The 23,622-nt window shown below is 74.2% G+C and carries 24 protein-coding genes; 16 read left to right on the forward strand and 8 right to left on the reverse strand.

Translation table 11 applies throughout. The features are described 5' to 3' along the window. The first annotated feature begins 87 nt into the window (after positions 1-87). Positions 88-3,351, forward strand: a complete 3,264-nt coding sequence (gene ileS / locus ACSMHG_RS13605) for an isoleucine--tRNA ligase (protein ID WP_435745947.1) — start codon at positions 88-90, stop codon at positions 3,349-3,351. Positions 3,352-3,454: 103 nt separating this feature from the next. Here ileS and ACSMHG_RS13610 read toward each other — a convergent pair whose 3' ends face one another. Further along, positions 3,455-4,312, reverse strand: a complete 858-nt coding sequence (locus ACSMHG_RS13610) for an LLM class F420-dependent oxidoreductase (RefSeq protein ID WP_435745950.1) — start codon at positions 4,310-4,312, stop codon at positions 3,455-3,457. A 121-nt stretch (positions 4,313-4,433) separates the two neighbouring features. Here ACSMHG_RS13610 and dapE point away from each other — a divergent pair, with 121 nt between their 5' ends. The 5 genes from dapE to ACSMHG_RS13635 are packed head-to-tail and all read left to right on the forward strand — an operon-like array spanning position 4,434 to position 7,781. After that, complete coding sequence (dapE, locus tag ACSMHG_RS13615; RefSeq protein ID WP_435745952.1) at positions 4,434-5,567, forward strand: succinyl-diaminopimelate desuccinylase; 1,134 nt, start codon at positions 4,434-4,436, stop codon at positions 5,565-5,567. Continuing rightward, the gene (locus ACSMHG_RS13620) at positions 5,564-6,292 is read left to right on the forward strand and encodes an LOG family protein (protein WP_435745954.1); all 729 of its coding nucleotides are present in this window, start codon (positions 5,564-5,566) and stop codon (positions 6,290-6,292) included. The genes dapE and ACSMHG_RS13620 overlap by 4 nt, the downstream gene beginning before the upstream one ends. Then, positions 6,292-6,567: a DivIVA domain-containing protein gene (locus ACSMHG_RS13625; protein WP_435745956.1), complete on the forward strand. Its 276-nt coding sequence runs from the start codon at positions 6,292-6,294 to the stop codon at positions 6,565-6,567. Before ACSMHG_RS13620 ends, ACSMHG_RS13625 begins: the two co-directional genes overlap by 1 nt. A gap of 15 nt (positions 6,568-6,582) precedes the next feature. Then, complete coding sequence (locus ACSMHG_RS13630; protein ID WP_435745958.1) at positions 6,583-7,008, forward strand: hypothetical protein; 426 nt, start codon at positions 6,583-6,585, stop codon at positions 7,006-7,008. After that, positions 7,005-7,781, forward strand: a complete 777-nt coding sequence (locus tag ACSMHG_RS13635) for a M14 family zinc carboxypeptidase (RefSeq protein ID WP_435745960.1) — start codon at positions 7,005-7,007, stop codon at positions 7,779-7,781. Before ACSMHG_RS13630 ends, ACSMHG_RS13635 begins: the two co-directional genes overlap by 4 nt. Before the next feature lie 103 nt (positions 7,782-7,884). Here ACSMHG_RS13635 and ACSMHG_RS13640 read toward each other — a convergent pair whose 3' ends face one another. After that, positions 7,885-8,679 (reverse strand): enoyl-CoA hydratase/isomerase family protein, encoded by a 795-nt coding sequence (locus ACSMHG_RS13640; RefSeq protein ID WP_435745962.1) that lies wholly within the window; start codon positions 8,677-8,679, stop codon positions 7,885-7,887. A 42-nt stretch (positions 8,680-8,721) separates the two neighbouring features. After that, entirely contained in the window at positions 8,722-9,492 is a 771-nt protein-coding gene (locus tag ACSMHG_RS13645; RefSeq protein ID WP_435745964.1) for a PaaX family transcriptional regulator, read from the reverse strand. Positions 9,493-9,628: 136 nt separating this feature from the next. On the opposite strand from ACSMHG_RS13645, the gene ACSMHG_RS13650 reads away from it, so the two are divergent. Genes ACSMHG_RS13650 through ACSMHG_RS13660 form a run of 3 tightly spaced genes read left to right on the forward strand, consistent with a single transcriptional unit; the run spans position 9,629 to position 11,733 of the window. Next, positions 9,629-9,796 carry a DUF3117 domain-containing protein gene (locus tag ACSMHG_RS13650; protein ID WP_082574674.1) on the forward strand — a complete coding sequence of 56 codons (168 nt, stop codon included), beginning with the start codon at positions 9,629-9,631 and terminating at the stop codon, positions 9,794-9,796. 19 nt (positions 9,797-9,815) lie between these two features. Further along, a complete protein-coding gene (locus tag ACSMHG_RS13655; protein ID WP_435745966.1) occupies positions 9,816-11,384 on the forward strand; it encodes a leucyl aminopeptidase family protein in 1,569 nt (522 codons plus the stop codon). A 10-nt stretch (positions 11,385-11,394) separates the two neighbouring features. Continuing rightward, positions 11,395-11,733: a hypothetical protein gene (locus ACSMHG_RS13660; protein ID WP_435745968.1), complete on the forward strand. Its 339-nt coding sequence runs from the start codon at positions 11,395-11,397 to the stop codon at positions 11,731-11,733. Between the two features lie 41 nt (positions 11,734-11,774). On the opposite strand, the gene ACSMHG_RS13665 is transcribed toward ACSMHG_RS13660, so the two are convergent. Beyond that, positions 11,775-12,221 (reverse strand): MarR family winged helix-turn-helix transcriptional regulator, encoded by a 447-nt coding sequence (locus tag ACSMHG_RS13665; protein WP_435745970.1) that lies wholly within the window; start codon positions 12,219-12,221, stop codon positions 11,775-11,777. Between the two features lie 57 nt (positions 12,222-12,278). Here ACSMHG_RS13665 and ACSMHG_RS13670 point away from each other — a divergent pair, with 57 nt between their 5' ends. After that, positions 12,279-14,342, forward strand: coding sequence for an MMPL family transporter (locus ACSMHG_RS13670; protein WP_435745972.1), 2,064 nt, complete (start codon positions 12,279-12,281; stop codon positions 14,340-14,342). 75 nt (positions 14,343-14,417) lie between these two features. On the opposite strand, the gene ACSMHG_RS13675 is transcribed toward ACSMHG_RS13670, so the two are convergent. Beyond that, complete coding sequence (locus ACSMHG_RS13675; RefSeq protein WP_435745974.1) at positions 14,418-15,074, reverse strand: O-methyltransferase; 657 nt, start codon at positions 15,072-15,074, stop codon at positions 14,418-14,420. Between the two features lie 189 nt (positions 15,075-15,263). Here ACSMHG_RS13675 and sigE point away from each other — a divergent pair, with 189 nt between their 5' ends. From sigE to ACSMHG_RS13690, 3 genes are read left to right on the forward strand one after another with little or no spacing between them, the layout of a single operon-like run. After that, positions 15,264-15,866 (forward strand): RNA polymerase sigma factor SigE, encoded by a 603-nt coding sequence (gene sigE / locus ACSMHG_RS13680; protein WP_435745976.1) that lies wholly within the window; start codon positions 15,264-15,266, stop codon positions 15,864-15,866. Between the two features lie 20 nt (positions 15,867-15,886). Beyond that, the gene (locus tag ACSMHG_RS13685) at positions 15,887-16,423 is read left to right on the forward strand and encodes an anti-sigma factor (protein ID WP_435745978.1); all 537 of its coding nucleotides are present in this window, start codon (positions 15,887-15,889) and stop codon (positions 16,421-16,423) included. 24 nt (positions 16,424-16,447) lie between these two features. After that, the gene (locus tag ACSMHG_RS13690; RefSeq protein WP_435745981.1) at positions 16,448-17,836 is read left to right on the forward strand and encodes a S1C family serine protease; all 1,389 of its coding nucleotides are present in this window, start codon (positions 16,448-16,450) and stop codon (positions 17,834-17,836) included. A 51-nt stretch (positions 17,837-17,887) separates the two neighbouring features. Here ACSMHG_RS13690 and ACSMHG_RS13695 read toward each other — a convergent pair whose 3' ends face one another. Beyond that, positions 17,888-18,127, reverse strand: a complete 240-nt coding sequence (locus tag ACSMHG_RS13695; RefSeq protein WP_435745984.1) for a helix-turn-helix domain-containing protein — start codon at positions 18,125-18,127, stop codon at positions 17,888-17,890. A 101-nt stretch (positions 18,128-18,228) separates the two neighbouring features. Between ACSMHG_RS13695 and ACSMHG_RS13700 the strand changes: the two genes are divergently transcribed. Both ACSMHG_RS13700 and ACSMHG_RS13705 read left to right on the forward strand, forming a co-directional pair. Beyond that, complete coding sequence (locus ACSMHG_RS13700; protein WP_435745986.1) at positions 18,229-18,936, forward strand: hypothetical protein; 708 nt, start codon at positions 18,229-18,231, stop codon at positions 18,934-18,936. A gap of 7 nt (positions 18,937-18,943) precedes the next feature. Beyond that, a complete protein-coding gene (locus ACSMHG_RS13705; protein ID WP_435745988.1) occupies positions 18,944-20,224 on the forward strand; it encodes a CpaE/TadZ family protein in 1,281 nt (426 codons plus the stop codon). Here ACSMHG_RS13705 and ACSMHG_RS13710 read toward each other — a convergent pair. Both ACSMHG_RS13710 and ACSMHG_RS13715 read right to left on the reverse strand, forming a co-directional pair. Next, a complete protein-coding gene (locus tag ACSMHG_RS13710; RefSeq protein WP_435745990.1) occupies positions 20,187-21,512 on the reverse strand; it encodes a hypothetical protein in 1,326 nt (441 codons plus the stop codon). The genes ACSMHG_RS13705 and ACSMHG_RS13710 overlap by 38 nt on opposite strands. After that, complete coding sequence (locus tag ACSMHG_RS13715) at positions 21,509-21,868, reverse strand: hypothetical protein (protein ID WP_435745992.1); 360 nt, start codon at positions 21,866-21,868, stop codon at positions 21,509-21,511. Before ACSMHG_RS13715 ends, ACSMHG_RS13710 begins: the two co-directional genes overlap by 4 nt. A gap of 125 nt (positions 21,869-21,993) precedes the next feature. On the opposite strand from ACSMHG_RS13715, the gene ACSMHG_RS13720 reads away from it, so the two are divergent. Next, positions 21,994-23,457 (forward strand): wax ester/triacylglycerol synthase family O-acyltransferase, encoded by a 1,464-nt coding sequence (locus tag ACSMHG_RS13720; protein WP_435745995.1) that lies wholly within the window; start codon positions 21,994-21,996, stop codon positions 23,455-23,457. Positions 23,458-23,622: the final 165 nt, after the last annotated feature.

A 23,622-nucleotide genomic window follows, 5' to 3' on the forward strand; every position in this document is an offset into this window, starting at 1 on the left:
CCTGGGGCAGCGCGGCAAGCGAGGTGGTACCGCGGGCCCCGGCTCGTCCTCGTGGTCAAGCACAGCCCGACCACGACAGGACCCGCCATGACGTACCCGAAGGCCTCCACCGACGCGTCGACGGTGCCCTCCACGCCCCGGTTCCCCGAGATCGAGGAGCGGGTGCTCGCCTACTGGCACGCCGACGGGACCTTCCAGGCCAGCATCGAGCAGCGCGACCCGGGCGAGGACGCGGCGAACGAGTTCGTCTTCTACGACGGCCCGCCCTTCGCCAACGGCCTGCCGCACTACGGCCACCTGCTCACCGGCTACGTCAAGGACATCGTCCCGCGCTACCAGACCATGCGCGGCAAGCGCGTCGAGCGCCGGTTCGGCTGGGACACCCACGGGCTCCCCGCCGAGCTGGAGGCGATGCGGCTCAACGGCATCAAGACCACCGACGAGATCGTCGAGATGGGCATCGACCGGTTCAACGAGGCCTGCCGGGACTCGGTGATGAAGTACACCGGCGAGTGGCGCGACTACGTCACCCGCCAGGCGCGCTGGGTCGACTTCGACCACGACTACCGGACCATGAACCCCGAGTACATGGAGTCGGTCATCTGGGCCTTCAAGTCGCTGCACGACAAGGGGCTGGTCTACGAGGGCTTCCGGGTGCTGCCCTACTGCTGGAACGACGAGACCCCGCTGTCCAACCACGAGCTCCGGATGGACGACGACGTCTACCAGAACCGGCAGGACCCGGCCGTGACCGTCGGCCTGCGGCTGCACACCACCGGCGAGGACCCGGTCCTCGACGGCGCGCACCTGCTCGTGTGGACGACCACCCCGTGGACCCTGCCCTCGCACCTGGCCGTCATGGTCGGCTCCGAGATCGCCTACGTCGTCGTCGAGGCCCCCGTCCCGGGGACCGACCGGACGGCGCGGTACGTCATCGCCGAGGCCCGGCTCGCGGCGTACCAGCGTGAGCTCTACCCCGACGCCGACGAGCCCACCGTGCTGGGCCGCTACACCGGTGCCGAGCTCGTCGGCCGGACCTACGACCCGCCGTTCTCCTACTACGCCGGCCACGCCAACGCCTTCCGCGTCGTCGCCGCCGACGACGCGGTCACCACGACCGACGGTGTCGGCCTGGTCCACACCGCCGGCGCGTTCGGTGAGGTCGACAAGGAGGTCACCGACCGCGAGGGCATCGAGGCGGTGATGCCGGTCGGCAAGGACGGCCGGTTCACCCACCCGGTGACCGACTACGAGGGCCTCCAGGTCTTCGACGCCAACCTCCAGATCATCGAGCACCTCAAGGCGGCGACGCGCGGTGAGCAGGCCGGCTCGGTCACCGAGGGCACGATCCTGCTGCGGCGCGAGTCCTACGACCACTCCTACCCGCACTGCTGGCGCTGCCGCGAGCCGCTGATCTACAAGGGCGTCTCGTCGTGGTTCGTCGAGGTCACGGCGATCAAGGAGCGGATGCTCGAGCTGAACCAGCAGATCCGCTGGGTGCCCGAGCACATCAAGGACGGCCAGTTCGGCAAGTGGCTGGAGAACGCCCGCGACTGGTCGATCACCCGCAACCGGTTCTGGGGCTCCCCGGTGCCGGTGTGGAAGAGCGACGACCCGGCGTACCCGCGCATCGACGTCTACGGCTCGTTCGAGGAGCTCGAGCGCGACTTCGGGAGGCTCCCGCGCAACAAGGCCGGTGAGCCGGACCTGCACCGCCCGTACATCGACGACCTGGTGCGGCCGAACCCCGACGACCCGACGGGCCGCAGCACGATGCGGCGCGTGACCGACGTGCTCGACGTGTGGTTCGACTCCGGCTCGATGAGCTTCGCGCAGAACCACTACCCGTTCGAGAACGCCGAGTGGTTCGACGGGACGGCCGAGAAGAAGGGCCACTTCCCGGGCGACTTCATCGTCGAGTACATCGGGCAGACCCGCGGCTGGTTCTACACCCTGCACATCCTGGCGACGGCGCTCTTCGACAAGCCGGCGTTCCAGTCCTGCATCAGCCACGGCATCGTGCTGGGCAGCGACGGCAACAAGATGAGCAAGTCGCTGCGCAACTACCCCGACGTGCGTGAGGTCTTCGACCGCGACGGCGCCGACGCCATGCGCTGGTTCCTCATGTCGAGCCCGATCCTGCGCGGCGGCAACCTCGTCGTCACCGAGCAGGGCATCCGCGACGCGGTGCGCCAGGTGATGATCCCGCTGTGGAACAGCTGGTACTTCTTCCAGCTCTACGCCAACGCCGCGAACGACGGCCAGGGCCACGAGGCCCAGTGGTCGACCGGCTCCAAGGACCCGCTGGACCGGTACCTGCTGGCCAAGCTGCGCCAGTACGTCGCGACGGTCACCGGCCAGCTCGACGAGTACGCCGTGGCCGACGCCTGCGACGCGACGCGGTCCTTCCTCGACGTGCTGACCAACTGGTACATCCGACGCTCGCGCGACCGGTTCTGGGGTGACTCGACCGAGGCCTTCGACACCCTCTACACGGTGCTCGAGGTCGTGTGCCGGACGACGGCCCCGCTGATGCCGCTGACCACCGAGGAGGTGTGGCGCGGCCTGACCGGCGGCCGGTCGGTGCACCTGACCGACTGGCCCGACGTCGAGGCCCTGCCGGCCGGCCCCGAGGACCTGGCGCTCGTGGCCGCGATGGACCAGGTCCGCGAGGTCTGCTCGGCCACGTCGGCCCTCCGCAAGGCCGGCAACCTCCGCAACCGGCTCCCGCTCGCACGGCTGACGGTCGTCGTCGACGACCCGGCGGCGCTCGCCGGGTTCGAGGGCATCGTCCGCGACGAGGTCAACGTCAAGGACGTCCGGCTGGTGGCGGCGGACTCCGAGGAGGCGGCGTCGTACGGCGTGGAGCAGAAGCTCACCGTCAACGCCCGCGCCGCCGGGCCGCGCCTGGGCAAGGACGTGCAGACGGCGATCAAGGGCTCGAAGTCCGGCGACTGGTCGGTGGCCGAGGACGGCACCGTGACCGCGGGTGGACTGGCGCTGCAGGAGGGGGAGTACACCCTCGAGACGGTCGCGGGCTCCACCGACGAGGGAACGGCCGTGGGGATGCTGCCCCGCGGCGGCTTCGTCGTCCTCGACACGGTGGTCACCCCCGAGCTGGCCGCCGAGGGCCTCGCCCGCGACCTGGTCCGCCAGGTGCAGCAGGCCCGCCGCGACGCCGGCCTGGACGTCTCGGACCGGATCACGCTGACGGTCACCGCCCCGCAGGACGTCCTCGACGCCGCGCAGGCGCACCGGGCGCTGGTGACCGGCGAGACGCTGGCGACGTCGTTGGAGCTCGTGCTCGGTGGTGCCGAGCCCGAGGTGGCGGTCGCGCGAACGGCTGGCTGAGGAGCTCGGGGCCCGGCCGGGTGGGCGCTGCGCGCCTTCCTCAACCAGCCGGTGGGCGCTGCGCGGCTTCCTCAACCGGCCGGGTGGGCGCTGCGCGCCTTCCTCAACCAGCCGGGCTAAGGCCCAGCCGGCCCGCCATCCGGTCGAGCGAGGCGAGCACCTCGTCCTCGGTCTTGTCCGGCACCCCCCAGATCAGCTCGGTGCAGCCGGCCTCGCCCCAGGCGGCGAGGTCGGCCGGGTCGGGCTTGAAGGCGATGAGCACGCGGATGTCGGGCTGGCCGTCGCGGCCCGCGTCGGCCCACGCCTTCTTGAGGGCCTCGATGTTGCCGAGCACGTCCTGCTGGGTGGGCGTGGTCATCCAGCCGTCGGCGTTCTCCGCGATCCACCGGAACGTCTGGGGCCCGCCGCCGGCGCCGATGATGAGCGGCACGTGCGCCTGGACCGGCTTGGGGTAGGCCCACGAGGGGCCGAACGACACAAACTCCCCGTCGTACGCCGCCTCCTCCTGCGTCCACAGCGCACGCATCGCCTCGACGTACTCCCGCAGGACCGTGCGGCGCTTGCCGGGCGGGACGTGGTGGTCCTCGAGCTCGTCGGTGTTCCAGCCGAAGCCGGCGCCGACGGTGACCCGGCCGCCGGAGAGGTGGTCCAGCGTGGCGATCTGCTTGGCGAGCGTGATCGGGTCGGACTCGACCGGCAGGGCGACCGCGGTCGACAGCCGGATCCGCGTGGTCACGGCCGCGGCGGTGGCGAGCGAGATCCACGGGTCGAGGGTGCGCAGGTACCGGTCGTCGGGCAGCGACTCGTCGCCCGTCCCGGGGTGGGCGGCGGTGCGCCTGACCGGGATGTGCGTGTGCTCGGGGACGTAGAGGGTGTCGAAGCCCCGCTCCTCACCCGCCCTCGCGAGTGCCGCGGGGGTGATCCCGCGGTCGGAGGTGAAGAGGACCAGTCCGTGGCGCATCGGCTGCCTTCCGGTTGTCGGCGTGGGTGAAGCAAGCAGTCGAAACATAGAACGTGTTCCACTTCGACGGAAGGCGTTGCTGGACACCTGTCCGGAACCGGCGGCTGGTTGGATGGGCGCCATGGTTGCCCTCGACCTCACCCAGGACGTCGTGAGCCTGACCGCGGCGCTCGTCGACATCGAGTCCGTGAGCCGGGCGGAGGAGGAGATCGCCGACGCCGTGGAGGAGGCGCTTCGGCGGCTTCCCCACCTGCAGGTCTTCCGTCATGGCCACAACGTCGTGGCCCGCACGACGCTCGGCCGCGGCGAGCGGGTGGTCATCGCCGGCCACCTCGACACCGTGCCCGTCAACGACAACCTGCCCAGCCGGCTCGAGCGACGCCCTGACGGCGACGTGCTCCACGGGCTCGGCACCTGCGACATGAAGGGCGGCGACGCGGTCATCCTCAAGCTGGCCGCGTCGGTGACCGAGCCGGTGCGCGACGTGACCTACGTGCTCTACGAGGCCGAGGAGATCGACGCGGAGTTCAACGGCCTCAAGCTCCTCTCCGAGGCGCGGCCCGACCTGCTCGAGGCGGACTTCGCCATCCTGATGGAGCCCTCGAACGCCGGCGTCGAGGCGGGCTGCCAGGGGACGCTGCGGGTCCAGGTCCGGACCACCGGCGAGCGGGCCCACTCGGCGCGGTCCTGGCGCGGGGTCAACGCCATCCACGGAGCGGCGGACGTGCTGGCCCGGCTCGCGGCGTACGAGCCGCGGCGGCCGGTCATCGACGGGCTGGAGTACCACGAGGGGCTCAACGCCGTGCACATCTCCGGCGGGGTGGCCGGCAACGTCATCCCCGACGAGTGCGTCGTCGAGGTCAACTTCCGGTTCGCGCCGGACCGGTCCGAGACCGAGGCCGAGGCCTTCGTCCGTGAGTTCTTCGAGGGGTACGACGTGCGGCTCACCGACACCGCGCCGGGCGCGCTGCCCGGCCTGGACCGGCCGGCCGCCAAGGCGTTCGTCGAGGCCGTCGGCGGCCGGGTCGGTCCGAAGTTCGGCTGGACCGACGTCGCGCGGTTCACCGGGCTCGGCGTGCCGGCGGTCAACTACGGCCCCGGCGACCCGATGCTGGCCCACAAGCAGGACGAGCACGTGGCCGTCGCCGAGATCGAGGAGTGCGAGCGGCGGCTGCGCGCCTGGCTGACCGGAGCGGACGGGGCGTCGGAGTCGGTGTCGGAGTCGGTGTCGGAGTCGGCGGAGGGGAAGCGGTGAAGTCCAAGCAGAAGGGGCCGGTCGTGCAGCGGCGCAACCAGGTGGACGGCAGCACCACCGACCAGCGGCTGCTCGACTCCCGCGGGCCCTCGGACTGGGTGCACACCGACCCGTGGCGGGTGCTGAGGATCCAGGCCGAGTTCGTCGAGGGCTTCGGCGCGCTGGCCGAGCTGGGGCCGGCGATCGCGGTCTTCGGCTCCGCACGCACCCCCGTCGACCACCCGACGTACGCCGTGGGGGAGGAGGTCGGCCGCAAGCTCGTCGAGGCCGGCTTCGCGGTCATCACCGGCGGCGGGCCGGGCGCGATGGAGGCGGCCAACAAGGGCGCCAGCGAGGCGGGCGGCACGAGCGTGGGGCTCGGGATCGAGCTGCCCTTCGAGACCGGCCTGAACGACTGGGCTGACGTGGGCATCAACTTCCGCTACTTCTTCGCGCGCAAGACCATGTTCGTGAAGTACTCCCAGGGCTTCGTCGTCCTCCCCGGCGGCGTCGGCACGCTCGACGAGCTGTTCGAGGCGATGACCCTGGTGCAGACCCGGAAGGTCACCAGCTTCCCGATCGTCCTGGTCGGCACCGACTACTGGCGCGGGATGATCGACTGGCTCCGCGACACCGTCGCCGCCGAGGGGAAGATCGCGGCCGAGGACATCGACATGCTCACCCTCACCGACGACGTCGACGAGGCGGTCGAGCTGATGGTCCGCAGTAGGGAGACGTTCGGCTGATGCTGTGGTTCTTCGCGACCCTCGTGGTGCTGGCCATGGGTGGCATCGCCATGGTCGCCGCCGGCCGGGGCGAGCCGCTGCAGGACGTCGACCACGACCGGGTGCCGAGCCGACTGCCGACCGACCGGACGCTGGGGCCGGACGACCTGCGGCGGGTCCGCTTCCCGATGGCGCTGCGCGGCTACCGGATGGCCGACGTCGACGCGCTGCTCGACCGGCTCGCCCGTGAGCACGAGGCGGCTCGCGAGGCTCGTGGCGAGGGGCCGACGCCGTAGGGCAGACTGCGCCGCGTGTCGAGCGAGGAGGCGATCGTCTACGTCCTCACCGCCCTGGGGGCGGTGGTGGTCGTGCTGACCCGCCTGCGTCTGCGTGGGGAGCGGGGCGCCGGGCGCTTCGACGTCGGTCGCCGGCTGCTCGACCTGCACACCGGCGCCGGAGTGCTCGCGCTGGTGGTCTGGACCGCGTTCCTCCTCGCGCCGGCCGACAGCGTCCTGGGCGGCGACGCCGCCGGGATCGTCGGTCTCGCCTTCTGGTGGTTGCTGGCCGTCGCCGGCCTGCTCATCCTCGTCCGGTGGCTGCCCAGCAAGGGTCGGCACGCGTCGGAGGGGGCAGGAGACAGCTGGTCGGAGGGGCCGGGCCTCTCGATCCTCGCCCACGTCGGCACCCTGGTCGGCGTGCTCGTGCTGACCTCGGCCTACCTCGAGTCCGTGGTGTGAGGGGGTACGCCGTGCGCCGCGGGTGGTCGGTCCTGGTGGCGCTGGCCGTCCTGGTCGCGCTGCTCCCGGCCGGTCCGGCCTCCGCGGCCCGGCCGGCGGTCGTCGGCAAGCGGGTGATCGGCCAGTCGGTGGAGGGCCGCGACATCTGGGCGTGGCACCTCGGCGAGCCGGCCCGGAAGGGAGTGCCGACGGTCGTGCTGATCGCCACCATGCACGGCAACGAGCCGGCGAGCAGGCACGCCCTCCAGTCGCTGCGCGACGGCGCGCCCGTGGTGGGCGTCGACCTGTGGCTGGTCCCGACGTACAACCCCGACGGCCTGGCGAAGCGCAGCCGCCGCAACGCCCACGGCGTCGACCTCAACCGGAACTACCCCCAGGCGTGGGCCGACCTGGACGGCAACTACGAGTCCGGCCCGAAGCCCGCCTCCGAGCCGGAGACCACGGCGATGATGGCGTTCCTGCGCGACGTCCGGCCGGACTTCGTGCTGAGCTTCCACCAGCCGTTGCACGGCGTCGACACCGACAGCAAGCGGCCGCGCTTCGCCCGCCGCGTCGCCCGCCACCTCGAGCTGCCGCGTCAGTCCTTCGACTGCGGCGGCGTCTGCCACGGCACGATGACGAGCTGGTTCAACCGCCGGTTCGACGGCGTCGCCCTCACCGTCGAGTACGGCGCCCGGCCGTCGTTGCGGCGGATGCGCACGGTGGTCCCCGGCCAGGTGCTCGACATCTTCGGCGCCCGGCGCCTCCGCACCACCGCCGCCTGGCTCGACTGACCCTCCATCCACCGTCGAGGTGGGGCGCGCACAGGGTCGAGGTGGGGCGCGTCCAGGGCAGACGCCCCACCTCGAGGCTGCAGGCGCCCCACCTCGACGGGTGTCAGCGGCCCTCGAAGACCGGCTTCTCCTTGGCGACGAAGGCGCGGACGGCCGCGGAGTGGTCGGCCGTGGCGCCGGTGAGCTGCATCATCGAGCTCTCGAAGGCCGTGGCCTCCTCGAAGGTGTGGTCGGCGGCGTACGACACCGAGCGCCGGATCGCGCCGAGGGCGACGGTGGGGCCGGCGGCGAGGCGGGCCGCCAGCTCCTGCGCGGCGCCCTCCAGCTCGTCGGCGGGGTGCACGGAGGTGGCCAGCCCGAGCGCGAGCGCCTCGTCGGCGCGGATGGTGCGGGGCAGGTAGAGCAGCTCCAGCGCCTTCGCCCGGCCGACGAGCTGCGGGAGCGTGTAGCTGGCCCCGGTGTCGCAGGAGAGCCCCACGTTGGCGAAGGCGAGGTTGAAGCCGGCCGAGTCCGCCACGAGCCGCAGGTCGCAGGCGAAGGCCAGGCTGGCGCCGGCGCCGGCCGCGACGCCGTTGACCGCGGCGAGGACCGGCTTGGCCATGCCGGCCAGCGCGGTGACGATCGGGTTGTAGTGCTCGTCCACGGTGGAGAAGAGCGCGTCGCTGCCGTCGTTCTCGAGCAGCTCGACGTGCTCCTTGAGGTCCTGGCCGGTGCAGAAGGCGCGGCCGGTGCCGGTGAGCACGACGGCGCGGGCGGCGGGGTCGGCGGCGACCTGCTGGACCACCTCGCGCAGCAGCACCTTCGTGGCGATGTCGAGGCTGTTCATCGCGCCGGGACGGTTGAGGGTGATGGTGGCGACGCCCTCGGAGACGTCGAGCAGGACAGGTGCGGTCGTCATGGCCGCAGTCTGGCGGAGGACAGGGGGAGGGCGACAGCGGGCTCAGGACAGGCAGCGCGCCACGAACCGGTCGGCGCCCGGCCGCAGCCGCTCGGACTCGGCGGCGAAGAGGTCGGCCGCGGCGTCGCGCGGCCAGTCCGCCGGCAGCACCTCGGCGGGCAGGCCCGGGTCGGCGAAGAGGAACTTGCGCCACTCGTGCACGAGGTGGAACCGCGCGGCGAACGCCGCCTCGTCGGGGTCCTCGTGCGCGGCGAGGTGCTCGCCGACCAGCCCGCGAACCGAGGAGAGCCAGTGCTCGTACGACGTGCGCAGCGCCTCGAGGTCCCAGGCGTCCACCGGCGACGGCTCGACGTCGGAGGCCCGCGCGGTCCGTGCCGTGGCGCCGGCGCGCTCCAGCACGCCGGGCAGCTCGGGACTGGCGACGGGGCCCACCCAGACGTGGTCGGTGAGCTCGGCGTACCCGAGGAAGCCGAGGTCGGCCCGCAGCCGCGACCGGGCGCTCCGGCTGGCCGGCGGGTCGACGAGCACCAGGTGCCAGCAGCCGTCCCAGTGCTCGTGGCGGCGGTAGACCCGGTGGCTGGTGTCGGCGAGCCGCCGGGCGGCCCGCTCGGTGGTCCGGTAGCCCCGCCCTCCCGGCAGCGCCACCGGCTCGAGCCAGCCCTGGATGACCATCCGGGAGATCGCCGTCCGCACCGCCGGGGCCGCGATCCCGACCGGCGCGAGCAGGCGCACGAGCGCCGCCACGGGTGCCTGGGAGCCGCTGTCGCGCAGGTGGTCGCCGAACAGGTCGAAGAGGGCCGACCGGGCGTGCATGCCGCGAAGTCTGCCAGCCGTGCGTGGGGGACCGCTCACGGTCGGCTGACGGATGGGGGATAATGGAGCACCACACGGCCGGCCGGGCGATCGGGCCCTGCCTGTCCCAGGACTGCGACACGAGAAGAGGTGCCGGATGGCGGCAATGAAGCCGCGGACGGGTGACGGTCCGCTGGAGGTCACCAAGGAGGGGCGGGGCATCGTCATGCGCGTCCCCCTCGAGGGCGGCGGCCGCCTCGTGGTCGAGCTCAACGCCGAGGAGGCCGGCGCCCTGGGCGACGCCCTCAAGGACGTCGTCGGCTGACGCCGACGTACCCCGCGACGTGCCCCGCACCGGGACCGACAGCATCCTCCCCTCGCAGCCTTCGCCGCCCCGGCTGGCGCTGAGTGGTGCCCGACCCCTCGCCGTCGCCGGCGCGGAGGTCGTGGCCCTGCCGGTCCTGCCCGGCGAGGGCGACGGCGCCTCGCCGATCCTCGGGCCGGGCGCCGAGGAGGTCACCGAGCAGCTCGGGCTCGACCTGCTGGCGCTGCTGGAGTCCGAACGGGCCACCGGCCGCGCGGGTGAGGTCCTGGCCTGGCCGGTGCCGCTCGGGGCGGCCGACCAGCCGGCGCTGCGCCTGGTGCTGCTGGTCGGCGTGGGGGAGCAGCGCCCCACCGACTTCCGTCGGGCCGGCGCGGCGCTGGGACGTGCCGTCAAGGGGCGTGCGTCGCTCGCGACCTCGGTCCCGGCGCTCGACCCCGACACGGCGCTGGAGCCGTTCGTGGTCGGCCTGGTGCTGGGGTCCTTCGTCTTCTCCTGGCGGTCCACCGCGCCGGAGGGCGACCGCGACCACCCGCTCCCCGTGGAGCGGGCGGTGCTCGCCGCCCTCGACCCCGCGGCGTACGACGCAGGCATGCGGCGCGCGCTCGCCGTGGCCGGCGCCGGCTGGCGCTCGCGCGCCCTCGCGACCGTGCCCTCGAACCTGAAGAACCCCCCGTGGCTGGCCGAGCAGGCCCGCCAGGTCGCCGAGGAGTGTGGGCTGACCTACCGCGTCTGGGACGAGCAGCAGCTCGCCGACGAGGGCTTCGGCGGCATCCTCGCCGTCGGCCGGGCCTCGGCCACCCCGCCCCGGCTGGTCCGCCTCGACTACACGCCGAGGAAGGCGAACCGCCGGACCCCGACCGTGGCGCTCGTCGGCAAGGGCATCACCTTCGACACCGGCGGCCTGTCGATCAAGCCGGCCCAGGCGATGACGAACATGAAGCGCGACATGACCGGCGGCGCCGTCGTCCTCGCCACCATGGCGGCGCTCGCCGCCGTGGACTGCCCGGTCAAGGTGGTGGGTCTCGTGCCGATGGCCGAGAACGCCGTCTCCGGCGACAGCCTGCGCCCCGGCGACGTGGTCCGGCACTGGGGCGGGCGCACCTCCGAGATCACCAACACCGACGCCGAGGGACGGGTGGTCATGGCCGACGCCCTCGCCTACGCCGTGGCCGAGCTCGCCCCGGCCGCCGTCGTGGACGTCGCCACCCTCACCGGCGCCATGAAGGTCGCGCTGGGCCAGCAGGTCGGTGGCTTCTTCGCCAACCGTGAGCCGCTCGCGGCCGCCATCTCGGCGGCCGGCGAGCAGTCCGGCGAGCTGTTGTGGCGGATGCCCCTCGCTGCGGCCTACGAGGAGAAGCTCGCCTCGAAGGTCGCCGACGCCGACAACGGCGCCGGCGGACCGGGCGCGATCACCGCAGCGCTCTTCCTGCAGCACTTCGTCGGCGACGTGCCGTGGGCGCACCTCGACGTCGCCTCCGTCGGCGATGCCCCGGAGGGCCTCGACGAGTGGACCGCCGGCCCGACCGGCTTCGGTGCCCGCGCCCTGCTGGCGTGGCTCGGCGGGGACCCGCTCGCGGGTCTGGCCTGAGGCCGCCGGCATGAGGGGGCTCACCGTCCGCTGGTCGTTGACCGACGCCGCCGAGGGCGTCGAGGACGAGCTGGCGGCGTACGTCGCGGAGACCTCGCACGCCCGCTTCACCGGCATGGCCGGCCTGCGCTGGAAGACCTGGCGGATGCGTCGCGGCGAGTGGTTCGAGGGCACCTACGTCTTCGCCACCGACGCGGCCCGGGAGGCCTTCCAGGAGCAGTTCGTGGCCGGGGCCGCGGACGCACCGGGCTCTCGGATCGTCGGCAGCCCGCCGGTCCTGGTCGAGCCGTGGGACGTCGTGGCCGTCGCCGAGGGCTGGGACGGCTTCGAGGCCGGCCCGCGCGGCTGAGCCCGACCGGGCCTCGGGCCGGTCCGCTCGACCGCGTCTGATCAGGCCCGTCCGCGCGCCTCGTCCGCGACGGCCTGGAGAGCGGTGGCGGCGCCGCGCAGGTACCGCTCCACCACCGCCCGCTCGTCCTCGTCGAAGTCCTCCTCGAGCGCCCGCAGCCGGCGCAGCATCGGCGCCAGGTGGCCCAGCACCTCCGCCCGCCCCGAGTCGGTGAGGTGGACCTCCGTGCGTCGGCGGTCCGCGGCGTGCGGGCGGCGCACGGCGTGACCGCGGGCGACCAGCCGGTCGACGATGCCGGTCGAGGCCGCGGTCGAGACCTCGAGCAGCCGGGCGAGCTCCGCGGGGCCGATCGGCTGGCGGCCGAGGTGCTGGAGCGCGACCATCTCGTGCTCGCTCAGGCGGGCGGAACGCGCGATGGCATGGCGCATCCGCACGCCCGCCTCGACGAGGTCGCGCAGCGCCTCGAGGAGCGATCGGTCGTCGGCCACTTGTCTCACCTGCTTAGCATCTAGGCGACTGAGATAATCGTACGGCGAGGAGTCAGCGTGCCGGACCACCGCGACCCCCGGGCCCACCGCGTCACGTCCACCATCGCCGGTCGGCGGGCGGCGTGGGCCTTCGCGCTCGTCCCGCTGCTGCTGGGCGTGCTCGCGATCGCGCTCCTGGGCGAGGGCGAGCGGGAGTCGCGGGCGACCGACCAGCTCCCGCGCGGGTACGGCTCCACCGCGGCCGCCCAGCTCGAGCAGCGGTTGCCCGACGACGGCGCCAGCACGGCCCTGGTGCTGTGGACCGCGGAGCAGGGCGGGCTCGGCGAGGAGCAGTTGGGCGCGCTCCGGGCGACCGCCGGGGAGGTGGGCGCAGTACCCAGCGGGCCGTCCGGCCCGGTGAGCGTGGCCGAGGACGGCAGCGCGGCGATCGCCGTGGTCCCGGTCGAGGCCGGCTCGGCCAGCGAGGTCGCCGAGCAGGTGGCGGACCTGCGTGACCGGCTCGACGAGGCCGTGCCCGGAGGGGTGCAGGCGCAGGTCACCGGGCCCGCAGCGGTCCAGGCGGACCTCGCGGCCGTCTTCGACGGCGCGAACCTCCGCCTGCTCGCCGCCACCGCCACCGTCGTGGCGTTCCTGCTGGTCATCACCTACCGCAGCCCGGTGCTCTGGCTGATCCCCCTGACCGTCGTCGGGGTGGCCGACCGGCTCTCCGCCGTCCTCGCCACCCAGGCGATGGCGCTGCTCGACGTGGCGTGGGACGAGTCCACGATCGGCATCCTCTCGGTCCTGGTGTTCGGCGCGGGCACCGACTACGCGCTGCTGCTGATCTCCCGCTACCGCGACGAGCTGCGCCTCGTCGAGAGCCGGTACGACGCGATGGCGACCGCGCTCGCGCGGACCGCGGAGGCCGTCGTCGCGAGCGCGACCACGGTCGTGCTGGGCGTGCTCACGCTCCTGCTCTCCCTCGTCCCGACGACCCGCGGCCTCGGCCTCGCCTGCGCGATCGGCATCGTGGTCGCCGCCGGCTTCGCGCTGGTCGTGCTCCCGGCCGCGCTCGTGCTGCCCGGGCGGTGGATCTTCTGGCCGAAGGTCCCGCGGACCGGCCAGCCGCCGCTGGTCGAGACCGACTCCGTCTGGCACCGAATCGGGGCGCGGGTCGCCCGCCGGCCCGCTGCCTTCGTGACCGGCACCCTCGCGCTCCTCGCCGCGCTCGCGGTGGGTGCCGCCGGCATCAGCACCGGCCTCGACCGCGACGAGCAGTTCCTCGCCGAGCCGGAGGCGATCACCGCCTCGCAGCGCCTCGCCGAGTCGTTCCCCGCCGGCCTCACCGATCCCGTCCGCATCCTCACCACCGCCGACCCCGCCGACGTCACCCGGGCGGTCGAGGGCGTCGAGGGCGTCGGCTCGGTGGCGCCGGGGCCGCAGGGCGAGGAGGTCGCGCAGGTGGACGCCGTCCTGGCCGCCGCCCCGGGCACGGCGGCTGCCGAGGAGGCGGTCCGCGCCGTCCGGGACGCCGTCGAGGGCGTGGGGGCCGCGGGGGCGGAGACGTACGTGACCGGGAGCGAGGCGCTGGCCGTCGACGCCCGCGCCGCCGCGGACCGGGACCGACGGGTGATCTTCCCGCTGATCCTCGGCCTGGTGCTGGGTGCGCTGCTGCTGCTCCTGCGCTCGGTGGTCGCGCCGCTCGTCCTCGTCGCGACCGTGGTGGCGACCTACGTCGCGTCGCTGGGTGCGGCGTGGTGGCTGTTCACCGGGCCGCTCGGCTTCTCCGCCCTGGACGAGTCGGTGCCGCTGCTGGCGTTCCTCTTCCTCGTCGCGCTGGGCGTCGACTACAACATCTTCCTGGTCAGCCGCGCTCGCGAGGAGGCAGCGGAGCACGGGCCGCGCCGGGGGATGCTCCGTGCGCTGGGCGCCACCGGCGGGGTGATCACCAGCGCCGGGGTCCTGCTCGCGGCCGTCTTCGCCGTCCTTGGCGTGCTCCCGCTGGTCGTGCTCGCGCAGCTCGGGACGATCATCTGCTTCGGCGTCCTGCTCGACACGCTGCTCGTGCGGACCGTGCTCGTCCCGGCCGTCGCCCTGCTGCTGGGGGAGCGGTTCTGGTGGCCGCGCCGGGTGGGCGGCTGAGGCGCTTGTCGGCGCAGACTTCCCCTGAGAAGCGACGGAACGCCCTGGGAAGTGGTGCCGGTGGGGCTCCAGGGATCAGTCCGACTCGGGGTCCCAGGTCTTCTTCGCCACCAGCAGCCCGTCCCCGACGGGAAGCAGCACCGACACGAGGTCCGGGTGCTCGGCGACCGTGCGACCGAGCTCGCGGATCGCCACGGTCTCCTCGTCGCGCTGGGCGGGGTCGGCCACCCGGTCGTGCCACAGGGCGTTGTCGAAGGCCACGACGCCACCGGGGCGGAGCAGCCGGAGCGCCTCCTGCAGGTACGCGGCGTACTCCCGCTTGTCGCCGTCGCAGAAGACGAGGTCGTAGTGGCCGTCGGTGAGCCGCGGCAGCACGTCGAGCGCCGCGCCGGAGATGGTGCGGGCCCGCTGGTTCGCGATGCCCGCGTCGGTGAAGGACTGGCGGGCCAGGCGCTGGTGCTCGGTCTCGATGTCCACCGTGGTCAGGACGCCGTCACCGCGCATGCCGCGCAGCAGCCAGAGGCCGGAGACGCCGGTGCCGGTGCCGATCTCCACCACGGCGCGCGCGTCGAGCACGGAGGCCAGGAACCGCAGCGCGGCGCCGCCACCGGGCCCGATGGCGACGACGCCCACCTCCTGCGCCCGGGCTCGGGCCGCGGCCAGGACGTCGTCCTCGGCCACGAACTGCTCGGCGTAGCTCCAGCTCGCGGGGTTCACCGGCGTCGTCGTCACGCGGTCGAACCTATCGCGAGCCGGTGTCCGTGCCGCGGAACACCACCGGGGTGCCGCACGTTGGACCCGACGTGGGCACCCGCCCACGAGCAGCTCACAGGGTCCTCTCAGCGAGGGCCCCTACGGTGAGGGAGGCCGGACCGGATGAAGGTGCGGACGACGAGGACCACGACGTCGGAAGGCGCCGACATGGACGAGCAGGTGGCGGACCCGGGGGGTACGCCGGGCGTGCCGACGTGGGACGAGGTCGTCGAGCAGCACTCCGACCGGGTCTACCGGCTGGCCTACCGGCTGACCGGCAACCGGCACGACGCCGAGGACCTCACCCAGGAGGTCTTCGTCCGCGTCTTCCGCTCGCTGTCGACCTACAGCCCCGGCACCTTCGAGGGCTGGCTGCACCGCATCACCACCAACCTCTTCCTCGACCAGGCCCGCCGCAAGCAGCGGATCCGTTTCGACGCCCTGTCCGACGAGCGCGCCGACCGGTTGACCAGCAACGCCCCGACGCCGGACGCGGCCTACTCCGACCAGCGCTTCGACGACGACGTGGAGCGTGCCCTCGCGACGCTGCCGCCCGACTTCCGTGCCGCGGTCGTCCTCTGCGACGTGGAGGGGCTGTCCTACGAGGAGATCGCCGCCATCCTGGGCGCCAAGCTCGGCACGGTCCGCTCGCGCATCCACCGCGGTCGCGCGATGCTCCGCAAGGCCCTCGCGCACCGTGCGCCGGCGGACGGCCGGGAGCGCTACTCCGGGCCGGCCGGCCACTCGCTCGTCCCGGGACGGGACTTGTGAGGGGCCACCTCGGCGCCAAGGTGAGCGCCCTCCTCGACGGCCAGCTGGACCCGGTCGAGACCGAACGTGCCTGGGCCCACGTCCACACCTGCCACTCCTGCCGCGACCTCGTCGAGCGCGAGGGGTGGGTCAAGACCCGGCTCGCGGGTCTCTCGTTCGCCAGCTCCGAGGAGGCGCCCGCGTCCCTGAAGGGCGCGCTGCGCGGTGGCGCGGTCGACGGGGCGGGTGCGGGCCTCCCGCCCGGCGACGCCTACCTGGTGGCGGCTCAGGCCGCCGAGCACCGCGGACGTCGTACGGCGGGCGTGGTCGCCCTCGGCGGCGGCGCCGTCGGTGCTGCGGTCCTGGGTGTCATCGCGCTGGGCGCGGCGCCGGCCGACGTGCCGCAGATCGACCGTCGCAGCCCGATCACCCAGATCGGCTCGCCGTCCTCGGGGCCGACCCCCAGCCCGACCCCGACCCCGACGCCGACGCCCGCCCGCGCCCCGACGTCCACGGCCACCCCGGTCTCGACCCCCATGCTGCACCGCCCCCAGGTCCCCGCGCCCAGCCGCCCGTGACCACGGCCGCGGCATGATGGTGCCGTGAGCACAGAGCAGTCGGGGGTCGAGGGCGTCGAGGACACCCAGCCACTGGGACGCCACCCGGACCCCGCCTGGGCCCACGACACCCGTCAGCACCAGGAGCAGGGCCCCGGCCCTGAGCACGACCAGGGCTCGTGGGTGCCGCCCGTGGCCCAGCGGCCGCCCGGCCAGTGGGCTCCGGCCCAGCCGACCCAGCAGCCGTGGAACCACCCGACGCACCCGTCCGGGACGGCGCCCTACCCGGTCCACGAGCCGTACGGCGCCGCCCGCCCCGCCGCCCCGCGCGGGCGCGTGCCGGGCTGGCTGTGGCCGGCCGTGGCGGTGGTCGCGCTCGTCGTCGGCCTGGTCGGCGGCGTGGCCGGCAGCCTCGCCTACGAGTCGCTCACCGACGACGGCCCGGTGGCCTTCGGGCGCGGCCTGACCGCGGACGACGTGCGCACCGAGCCGCCCCTGGACGCGGCCGAGGGCTCGATCGCGGCCGTGGCCGCGGAGGTGCTGCCGAGCACCGTGCAGATCTCCGCCGACCTCGACGGCGAGGCGGGCGGGGCGACGGGGTCCGGCTTCGTGCTCGACCGTCGCGGCCACGTCGTCACCAACAACCACGTCGTCGCGGACGCCGCCGAGAGCGGCGGCGGGATCGAGGTGGTCGACCAGGAGGGCACCCGCTTCGACGCCGAGGTCGTCGGCCGCAGCCCGGTCTACGACCTCGCGGTGCTCCGGGTCGAGGGCGCCCGCGGCCTGCGGCCCGCGGCGCTCGGCGCGTCGACCCGCCTCCGCGTGGGCGACAGCGTCGTCGCGATCGGCTCGCCGCTGGGCCTGAGCTCGACCGTGACCGCCGGCATCGTGAGCGCGCTGAGCCGGCCGGTGACCACGGGCGACTCGGCCACCGAGTCCTCCTACATCGACGCCGTGCAGACCGACGCCGCGATCAACCCGGGCAACTCCGGCGGCCCGCTGGTGAACCTCGGCGGCCAGGTGGTCGGGGTCAACTCCGCGATCGCGACGACGGGAGGCGGGGTGCTCGGCGGGGACTCGGGCAACATCGGCGTCGGCTTCGCGATCCCGATCGAGCAGGTCCGGATCACCGCCGACCAGATCCTGCGCACCGGCGAGGCGCGCTACCCCGTCATCGGCGCGCAGGTGCGCACCGGCCAGCGTGGCGGCGAGGGCGCCGAGATCCAGGAGGTGCTGCCCGACACGCCGGCCGAGGAGGCCGGGCTCGAGGAGGGCGACCTCGTCGTCGCCATCGACGGGCAGCGCGTCACCGACGGCATCGCGCTCATCGTCGCCATCCGCACCCACCAGCCCGGCGAGACGGTCGAGTTCACCGTCCGCCGCGACGGCTCGGAGGAACAGGTCGCGATCGTCCTCGGCGCCGAGACCGGCTGACCGGCGGGCCCGGGACCGCCGGGAACGACCGGAACGGCGGGAACGGCGGACTCACTCGACGCGCGGCTCGGCCTCCACGAAGGGGTGCTCGTCGACGAAGGTCCGCGTCTCGGCGTACATCCGCTGGATGAACTCCTCCAGCTGGCTCGCCTCGACCCGCCACTGCCCGCGACCGCCGATCTTGATCGCCGGGAGCTCGCCGCGCCGCACGAGGGCGTAGACCTGTGCGCTCGAGGTGTTCAGCACCTCCGCCACGTCGGCGAGCGTAAGGAAGCGGGGCGAACCGGCCATGCGCCCATGGTGGCACCTCCACCGCACGCGACCGACGAGCGCCCCGCCGGCCTGTGGATGGAGCAGGTGACCGGACGGCGCAGCGGTTGCAGACTGTGCGCGTGCGCCGCAACCTCAGTCGCTCCACCGGGCCGTCCCACGAGCCGACCGCCGGTACGACGGCCGGCCCCACCGCTCCACCCGCGGCGCCGGTTCCCTCCGCGACCCGCGCCGGGTCCTCGCCCTGGCGCGACCCGCGGCTGTGGGTGGGTGTCCTGCTCGTGGCCGCCTCCGTCGTCGGCGGCGCCCGGCTGCTGGCCAGCGTCGACGACAGCGTGCAGGTGTGGGCGGTCGGCGCCGACCTCGGCGCGGGCGACCGGGTGACGACGGCGGACCTGGTGCCCGAGCGGGTGCGGTTCGCCGACGGGTCGGCCCTGGAGCGGTACTTCACCGTCGACGACGAGCTGCCGGCCGACCTCGCCCTCACCCGCGGCGTGGCCGCCGGGGAGCTGCTGCCGCGGGCCGCCGTCGGGTCCGCCGACGAGGCCGGCACGGTGTCGGTCCCGCTCGCGGTCGATGCGGAGCTGGTGCCGCCGGCGGTCGCCGGCGGCTCCGTCGTCGACGTCTTCCTCACCGGCAGCCGGCGCACCCCCGACGGCCCCGTCCTCGACGACGTCGTCGTGGTCGACGCCCCGAGCCTGGCGGAGGGGTTCGGCACCTCCGGGCGGCGGCAGCTGGTGGTGGCGGTGCCCGAGGCCGAGGCGGAGCCGTTCTTCGCGCGGCTGGCGGCGGTCGAGAACCCGGTCACCACCGTCGTCCAGGTCTCGTGAGGCCCCGGTGAGCGGGCCGGTCGTCGTCCTCGTCGTCGCGTCGGGCGCGGCGTGGGAGTCGCACGCGCTGACGGCGCTCAACGGGCGCCGCGGCGTCGTGGTCCTCAAGCGCTGCGTCGACGTCGACGACCTGCTGGCCGCCGCCTCGGCCGGGCAGGCGGACGTGGCGGTGGTCGGCATCGACGCCCCCGGGCTCGACGGGACGGCGGTGGAGCACCTGCGCCGGCACGGCGTGCAGCCCGTGGCGGTCGTCCCGGGCGAGACGGCCGGTGCGGCCGACGCCGGTCGGCTCCGTGCGTCCCGGATCGGCATCCCCACCGTCGTGGCCGAGCCGGCCCTCGACCTGCTGCCGGACGCCGTCGTCGCGGTCGTCGCCGCACCGGCCCCGGCCCCCGCAACGGTGCCGCGGGGCGCGCCCGTGCCGCCGCCGTCGACCTCGGGCCAGCGGGGGCGCGTGGTCGTCGTCTGGGGGCCCGCCGGCGCCCCGGGTCGTACGACGCTCGCGGCCGGCGTCGCTGCCGAGCTGGGCCGGCGGGCGCGGCGCACGGTGCTCGTCGACGCCGACCCGTACGGCGGCACCGTCGCCCAGCAGCTCGGGATCCTCGACGAGGTCTCCGGGCTACTCTCCGCGGCCCGGCTGGCGACGACCGGCACCCTGGCCGAGGGTTTCGCCGCGACCCAGCGCGGCCTCGACGAGCACCTCAGCGTCGTGACCGGCCTGCCCCGCCCCGACCGTTGGGTCGAGGTGCGCCCCGGCGCGCTGGGCCACCTGCTCGACGTCGCCCGGGAGCAGGGGGACGTCGTCGTCGACACCGGGCCGGGGCTGGCGGACGACGCGGTCGAGCCCGGCCGCCCCACCCGCGACCGGCTCACCCTCGAGGCGGTCGAGGCCGCCGACGAGCTGGTCGTGGTGGGTGCCGCGGACCCGGTCGGCCTCTCGCGACTGGCCCGCGGCCTGGTCGACCTCGCCGAGGTGACCGGCGGGGCGCCGGTGCGGGTGGTCGTCAACCGGATGCGTCCGACGCTGGGCTGGTCCGAGCAGGAGGTCGCGGGGATGGTGGCCGGCTTCGGGCGGGTCGACTCCCTCCACTTCCTGCCCGACGACCGGGGGTCGGTCGACCGGGCGTTGGTGGCCGGCCGGACGCTGCTCGAGACGGGCGAGTCACCGCTGACCCGGGCGATCGAGGCGGTGGTCGACGGGTTCGCGCCGCGTCGTGGACCCGTGCCCGGGAGCCGGGCCCGTGGTCGGCTCAGCCGGCGAACAGCAGGTAGAGCCCGCCGACGGTGAAGGCGACCATCGCCAGCAGCAGCGGCAGCTGGCCGGTGAGCTGGTGCCGCTTCGGAAGGACCTTGATGGCCCGGTCGTGGGCGGCGACCACGCCGACGACGTGCCCGAGCACGACGGCGAGGACCTTGGTGTTCGCCAGCAGCGTCGGGTGGTAGGACAGCCAGTAGTTGACCGACCAGTCACCCGTGCCGAGCAGGTCCTGCCCGGTGCTCAGCGGGTCGCTCGCCTGGATCAGCGTCATCTGGCCGACCTCGACGAAGTACGTCAGGTAGTGGGCGACGATGTAGCCGGCGATGATCGGGACGACCGAGTGGGCGAAGACGTTCGGCAGCTCGGTGCGCCGGGTGCCGGGCCCGACACCGGTGGCGACCGTCCCGACAGCGAAGAGCAGGCCGACGACCACCACGAACGCGAGCAGCGCCAGGTTGTTGAGCAGGTTCACCGACGTCTGCGTGGACTGGATGTGCTGCACCCACGGCGGCGACTCGCGGAAGGAGTCGTAGGCGGTGCTGCCGAACAGGACCGCCACCACGGCCACGAGCCCGGGGCGCACGGTGAGCGAGTCGAGGTTCGCCAGCGGGCTGCGGACGAGCAGCCGCCCGTCGCGCCGGCCCCAGGGCGAGAGCTTGGCCATCAGCGAGGAGTAGACCTCGAAGGGGTCGGCGCGCGCGTAGAAGGTGTTGCCGAACAGGGCGCCGCCGAGCAGCATGAGCGCGACGTACGCCGCGACCCACAGCCGCACCGGTCCGAGCTCGGTGGAGTAGGGGTAGACCAGCTCCAGCCACACGAAGGCGTAGAGGCCGATCGCCGCCGGCCAGACGCCGAGCCGCTCGGGGTAGCGGAAGACGCCCTCGTCCGGGTCGCTGCCGGAGACCTTGGCGAAGAGCAGGTTGATGGTGCGGACAGGGCTGATCGCCTTCCACACCGGGCCGAGGAGGAGGGAGAGCGGCACGAGGCCGACCCACCACCACACGTAGACCATCCCGAAGACGGGATTGGTCAGCAGGTCCTGGCCGAGGACGGCGGCGTACGCGCCGTACAGGAAGACCGTCATGCCCACGACCCGCAGGAACACGCGGAAGGCGGTCACGTCGACCAGCGCCTCGAGCCAGGCGGGGGCGGGGGTGCCGGAGGTCGCGGCGTCGTAGCGCGGCCGGCGCCAGGCGACGGCGAGGACCGTGAAGGAGATCGTCAGGGCCGCGACCGCGCCCGCGATCGCCAGCTCGGGCGGGATCGGGAGGTCCTTGGCGCCCCCGATCCCGTGGGCGAGGTGCTGCCCGTCGCTCACTGGACCTGCAGCTGCACGATCACCTGGCCGAGCTCGTGGGACTCGACCTCGACTACGCCCGGCTGGTCCAGCGTGATGGGCAGGGTCGTGGTGCCGGGGCCGTACTCGAGCAGCTGCTCGGGGTTCGAGTGGACGTGGATCTCCCCGGCCTCCTCGGCCTGGACCACGAGCTCGACCTCACCGTCGACGTCGACCTCGACCCGCTCGCCGCTCGGGGTCACCGTGCCGTCCTCGAAGGTCACCTCGATGGTCGTCGTCTCCCCACCGGCCCCCGGAGCCGGCTCGTCGTCGCCGCAGGCGGTGCCGGCGGCGAGCACGAGGGCGAGGGCTGCGGCGGCCGCCGCGGGTCGGCGCATCGGATGCATGCTGGTGACTTTCCTCATGGGGGCGGTGGGTGACGTCTGCCAGAATCCCACGTTGAGCAAGCGCGGGAGCAGCGGGTCCCTCCCACGACGAGGCCCCAGCAGCGGAAGGAGGGTCCATGAGCGAGCGGCTCAGCCCCCGCGACGTGGCACTCCTGGCCGAGGAGACGCCGTCCGCCCCGGCGCACAACGCGACCGTCGAGATCTTCGAGTGCGGTGACTCCGGCTTCGACCACGACCGCCTGATGTGCCTGATCCGCGACCGGATCTCCTTCGTGCCCCGCTACCGCCAGCGACTGCAGCAGGTCCCCGGCCGGCTGGCGAACCCGGTGTGGCTCGACGACGAGCACTTCGACCTCGGCTACCACGTCCGCCGCTCGGCGCTCCCACGCCCGGGCAGCCAGGAGCAGCTGCTGGAGCTGGTGGCCCGCATCGTCTCGCGGCCGCTCGACCGCAGCCGGCCGTTGTGGGAGATGTACCTCGTCGAGGGCCTCAGCGGAGGCCGCGTCGCGCTGCTCTCGAAGACCCACCAGGTGCTCGTCGACGGCGTCCAGACCGTCGACCTCGGTCAGCTCCTCCTCGACGTGCAGGCGGAGCCGAAGATCCTCGGCAGCGACGACTGGGCGCCGGCGCGGCGGCCGTCCTCGGCCGTGCTCGCCCTCGACGCCGCCCGCGAGTCGCTCGCCCACCCCCGCACCGCGCTGGAGACCGCCCGCGGCACCGGGGGCGCGCTGCTGCGCACGGCCGAGACCACCGCCGGCGCCGCCGGGCGGGTCCTCAACGGGCTCGCCGGGCGTCGGCCGGAGCGCGCCGGCGCCCTGGGTGGCCTGCTCTCCCAGCAGCGGCGGCTCGTGACGGTCGAGACCGACCTCGAGGACTACCGGCGCATCCGCGCGGTGCACGGGGGCACGGTCAACGACGTCATCCTGGCGACGATCGCCGGCGGCCTGCGGGCCTGGCTGATGAGCCGCGACGGGTCGCTGCGTGGGTTCCGCCGGATCCGCACCCTGGTGCCGGTCTCGGTCATCGACACCGAGCTCGAGGCGACCTCCCTGGGCAGCCAGATCGCGCCCCACTTCGTCGACCTCCCCACCGGCGAGCCCAGCCCCGTCGTCCGGCTGCACCAGATCAGCTACTCCTTCCAGGCGCACAAGGAGACCGGGCGCGGCGTCGCGGCCAACCGGCTCGCCGGCATCGCCGGCTTCGCACCGACGACCTTCCACGCGATCGGCTCCCGGCTCGCAGCCCTCGAGCAGCGCCGCGGCTACCAGCTGAGCGTCGTCAACGTCCCCGGTCCGCAGTCACCGCTCTACGCCGCCGGCGCCCGGATGGCGGCCAGCTACCCGGTCCACCCGCTGGTGTCCGGCCACCCGCTCGCCGTCGGCGTGACGTCGTACGACGGCAAGGTGTTCTACGGCGTCACCGCCGACCGCGACCAGCTGCCGGACGTCGACCTCCTCGGCACCTGCCTCACCGAGGCGCTCGACGAGCTGCTCGACACCGTGACCGGCGCCCGCCCCCGCGCGCCCCGGGGCCGGCGGAAGCCGAGCGGCGCGCGCCCGGCCGGCCGGGACCGCTCGTGAGGCTCTACCTTCCGACCACGCTCGCCGGCCTGGCCGAGCTGCACGCCACCGGGTCGGGGGGGGCCGGGACCGCCCCGCCCCGCGCCCCCGCCCCCCCCCCCCCGGGGGGGCTCCCCCCGCCGGGCGGGCCCGCGGCGGCGACGGCAACGGTGTCGAGCACGCGCC

This window comes from Nocardioides ureilyticus, assembly GCF_051280745.1.
GTDB lineage: Bacteria > Actinomycetota > Actinomycetes > Propionibacteriales > Nocardioidaceae > Nocardioides.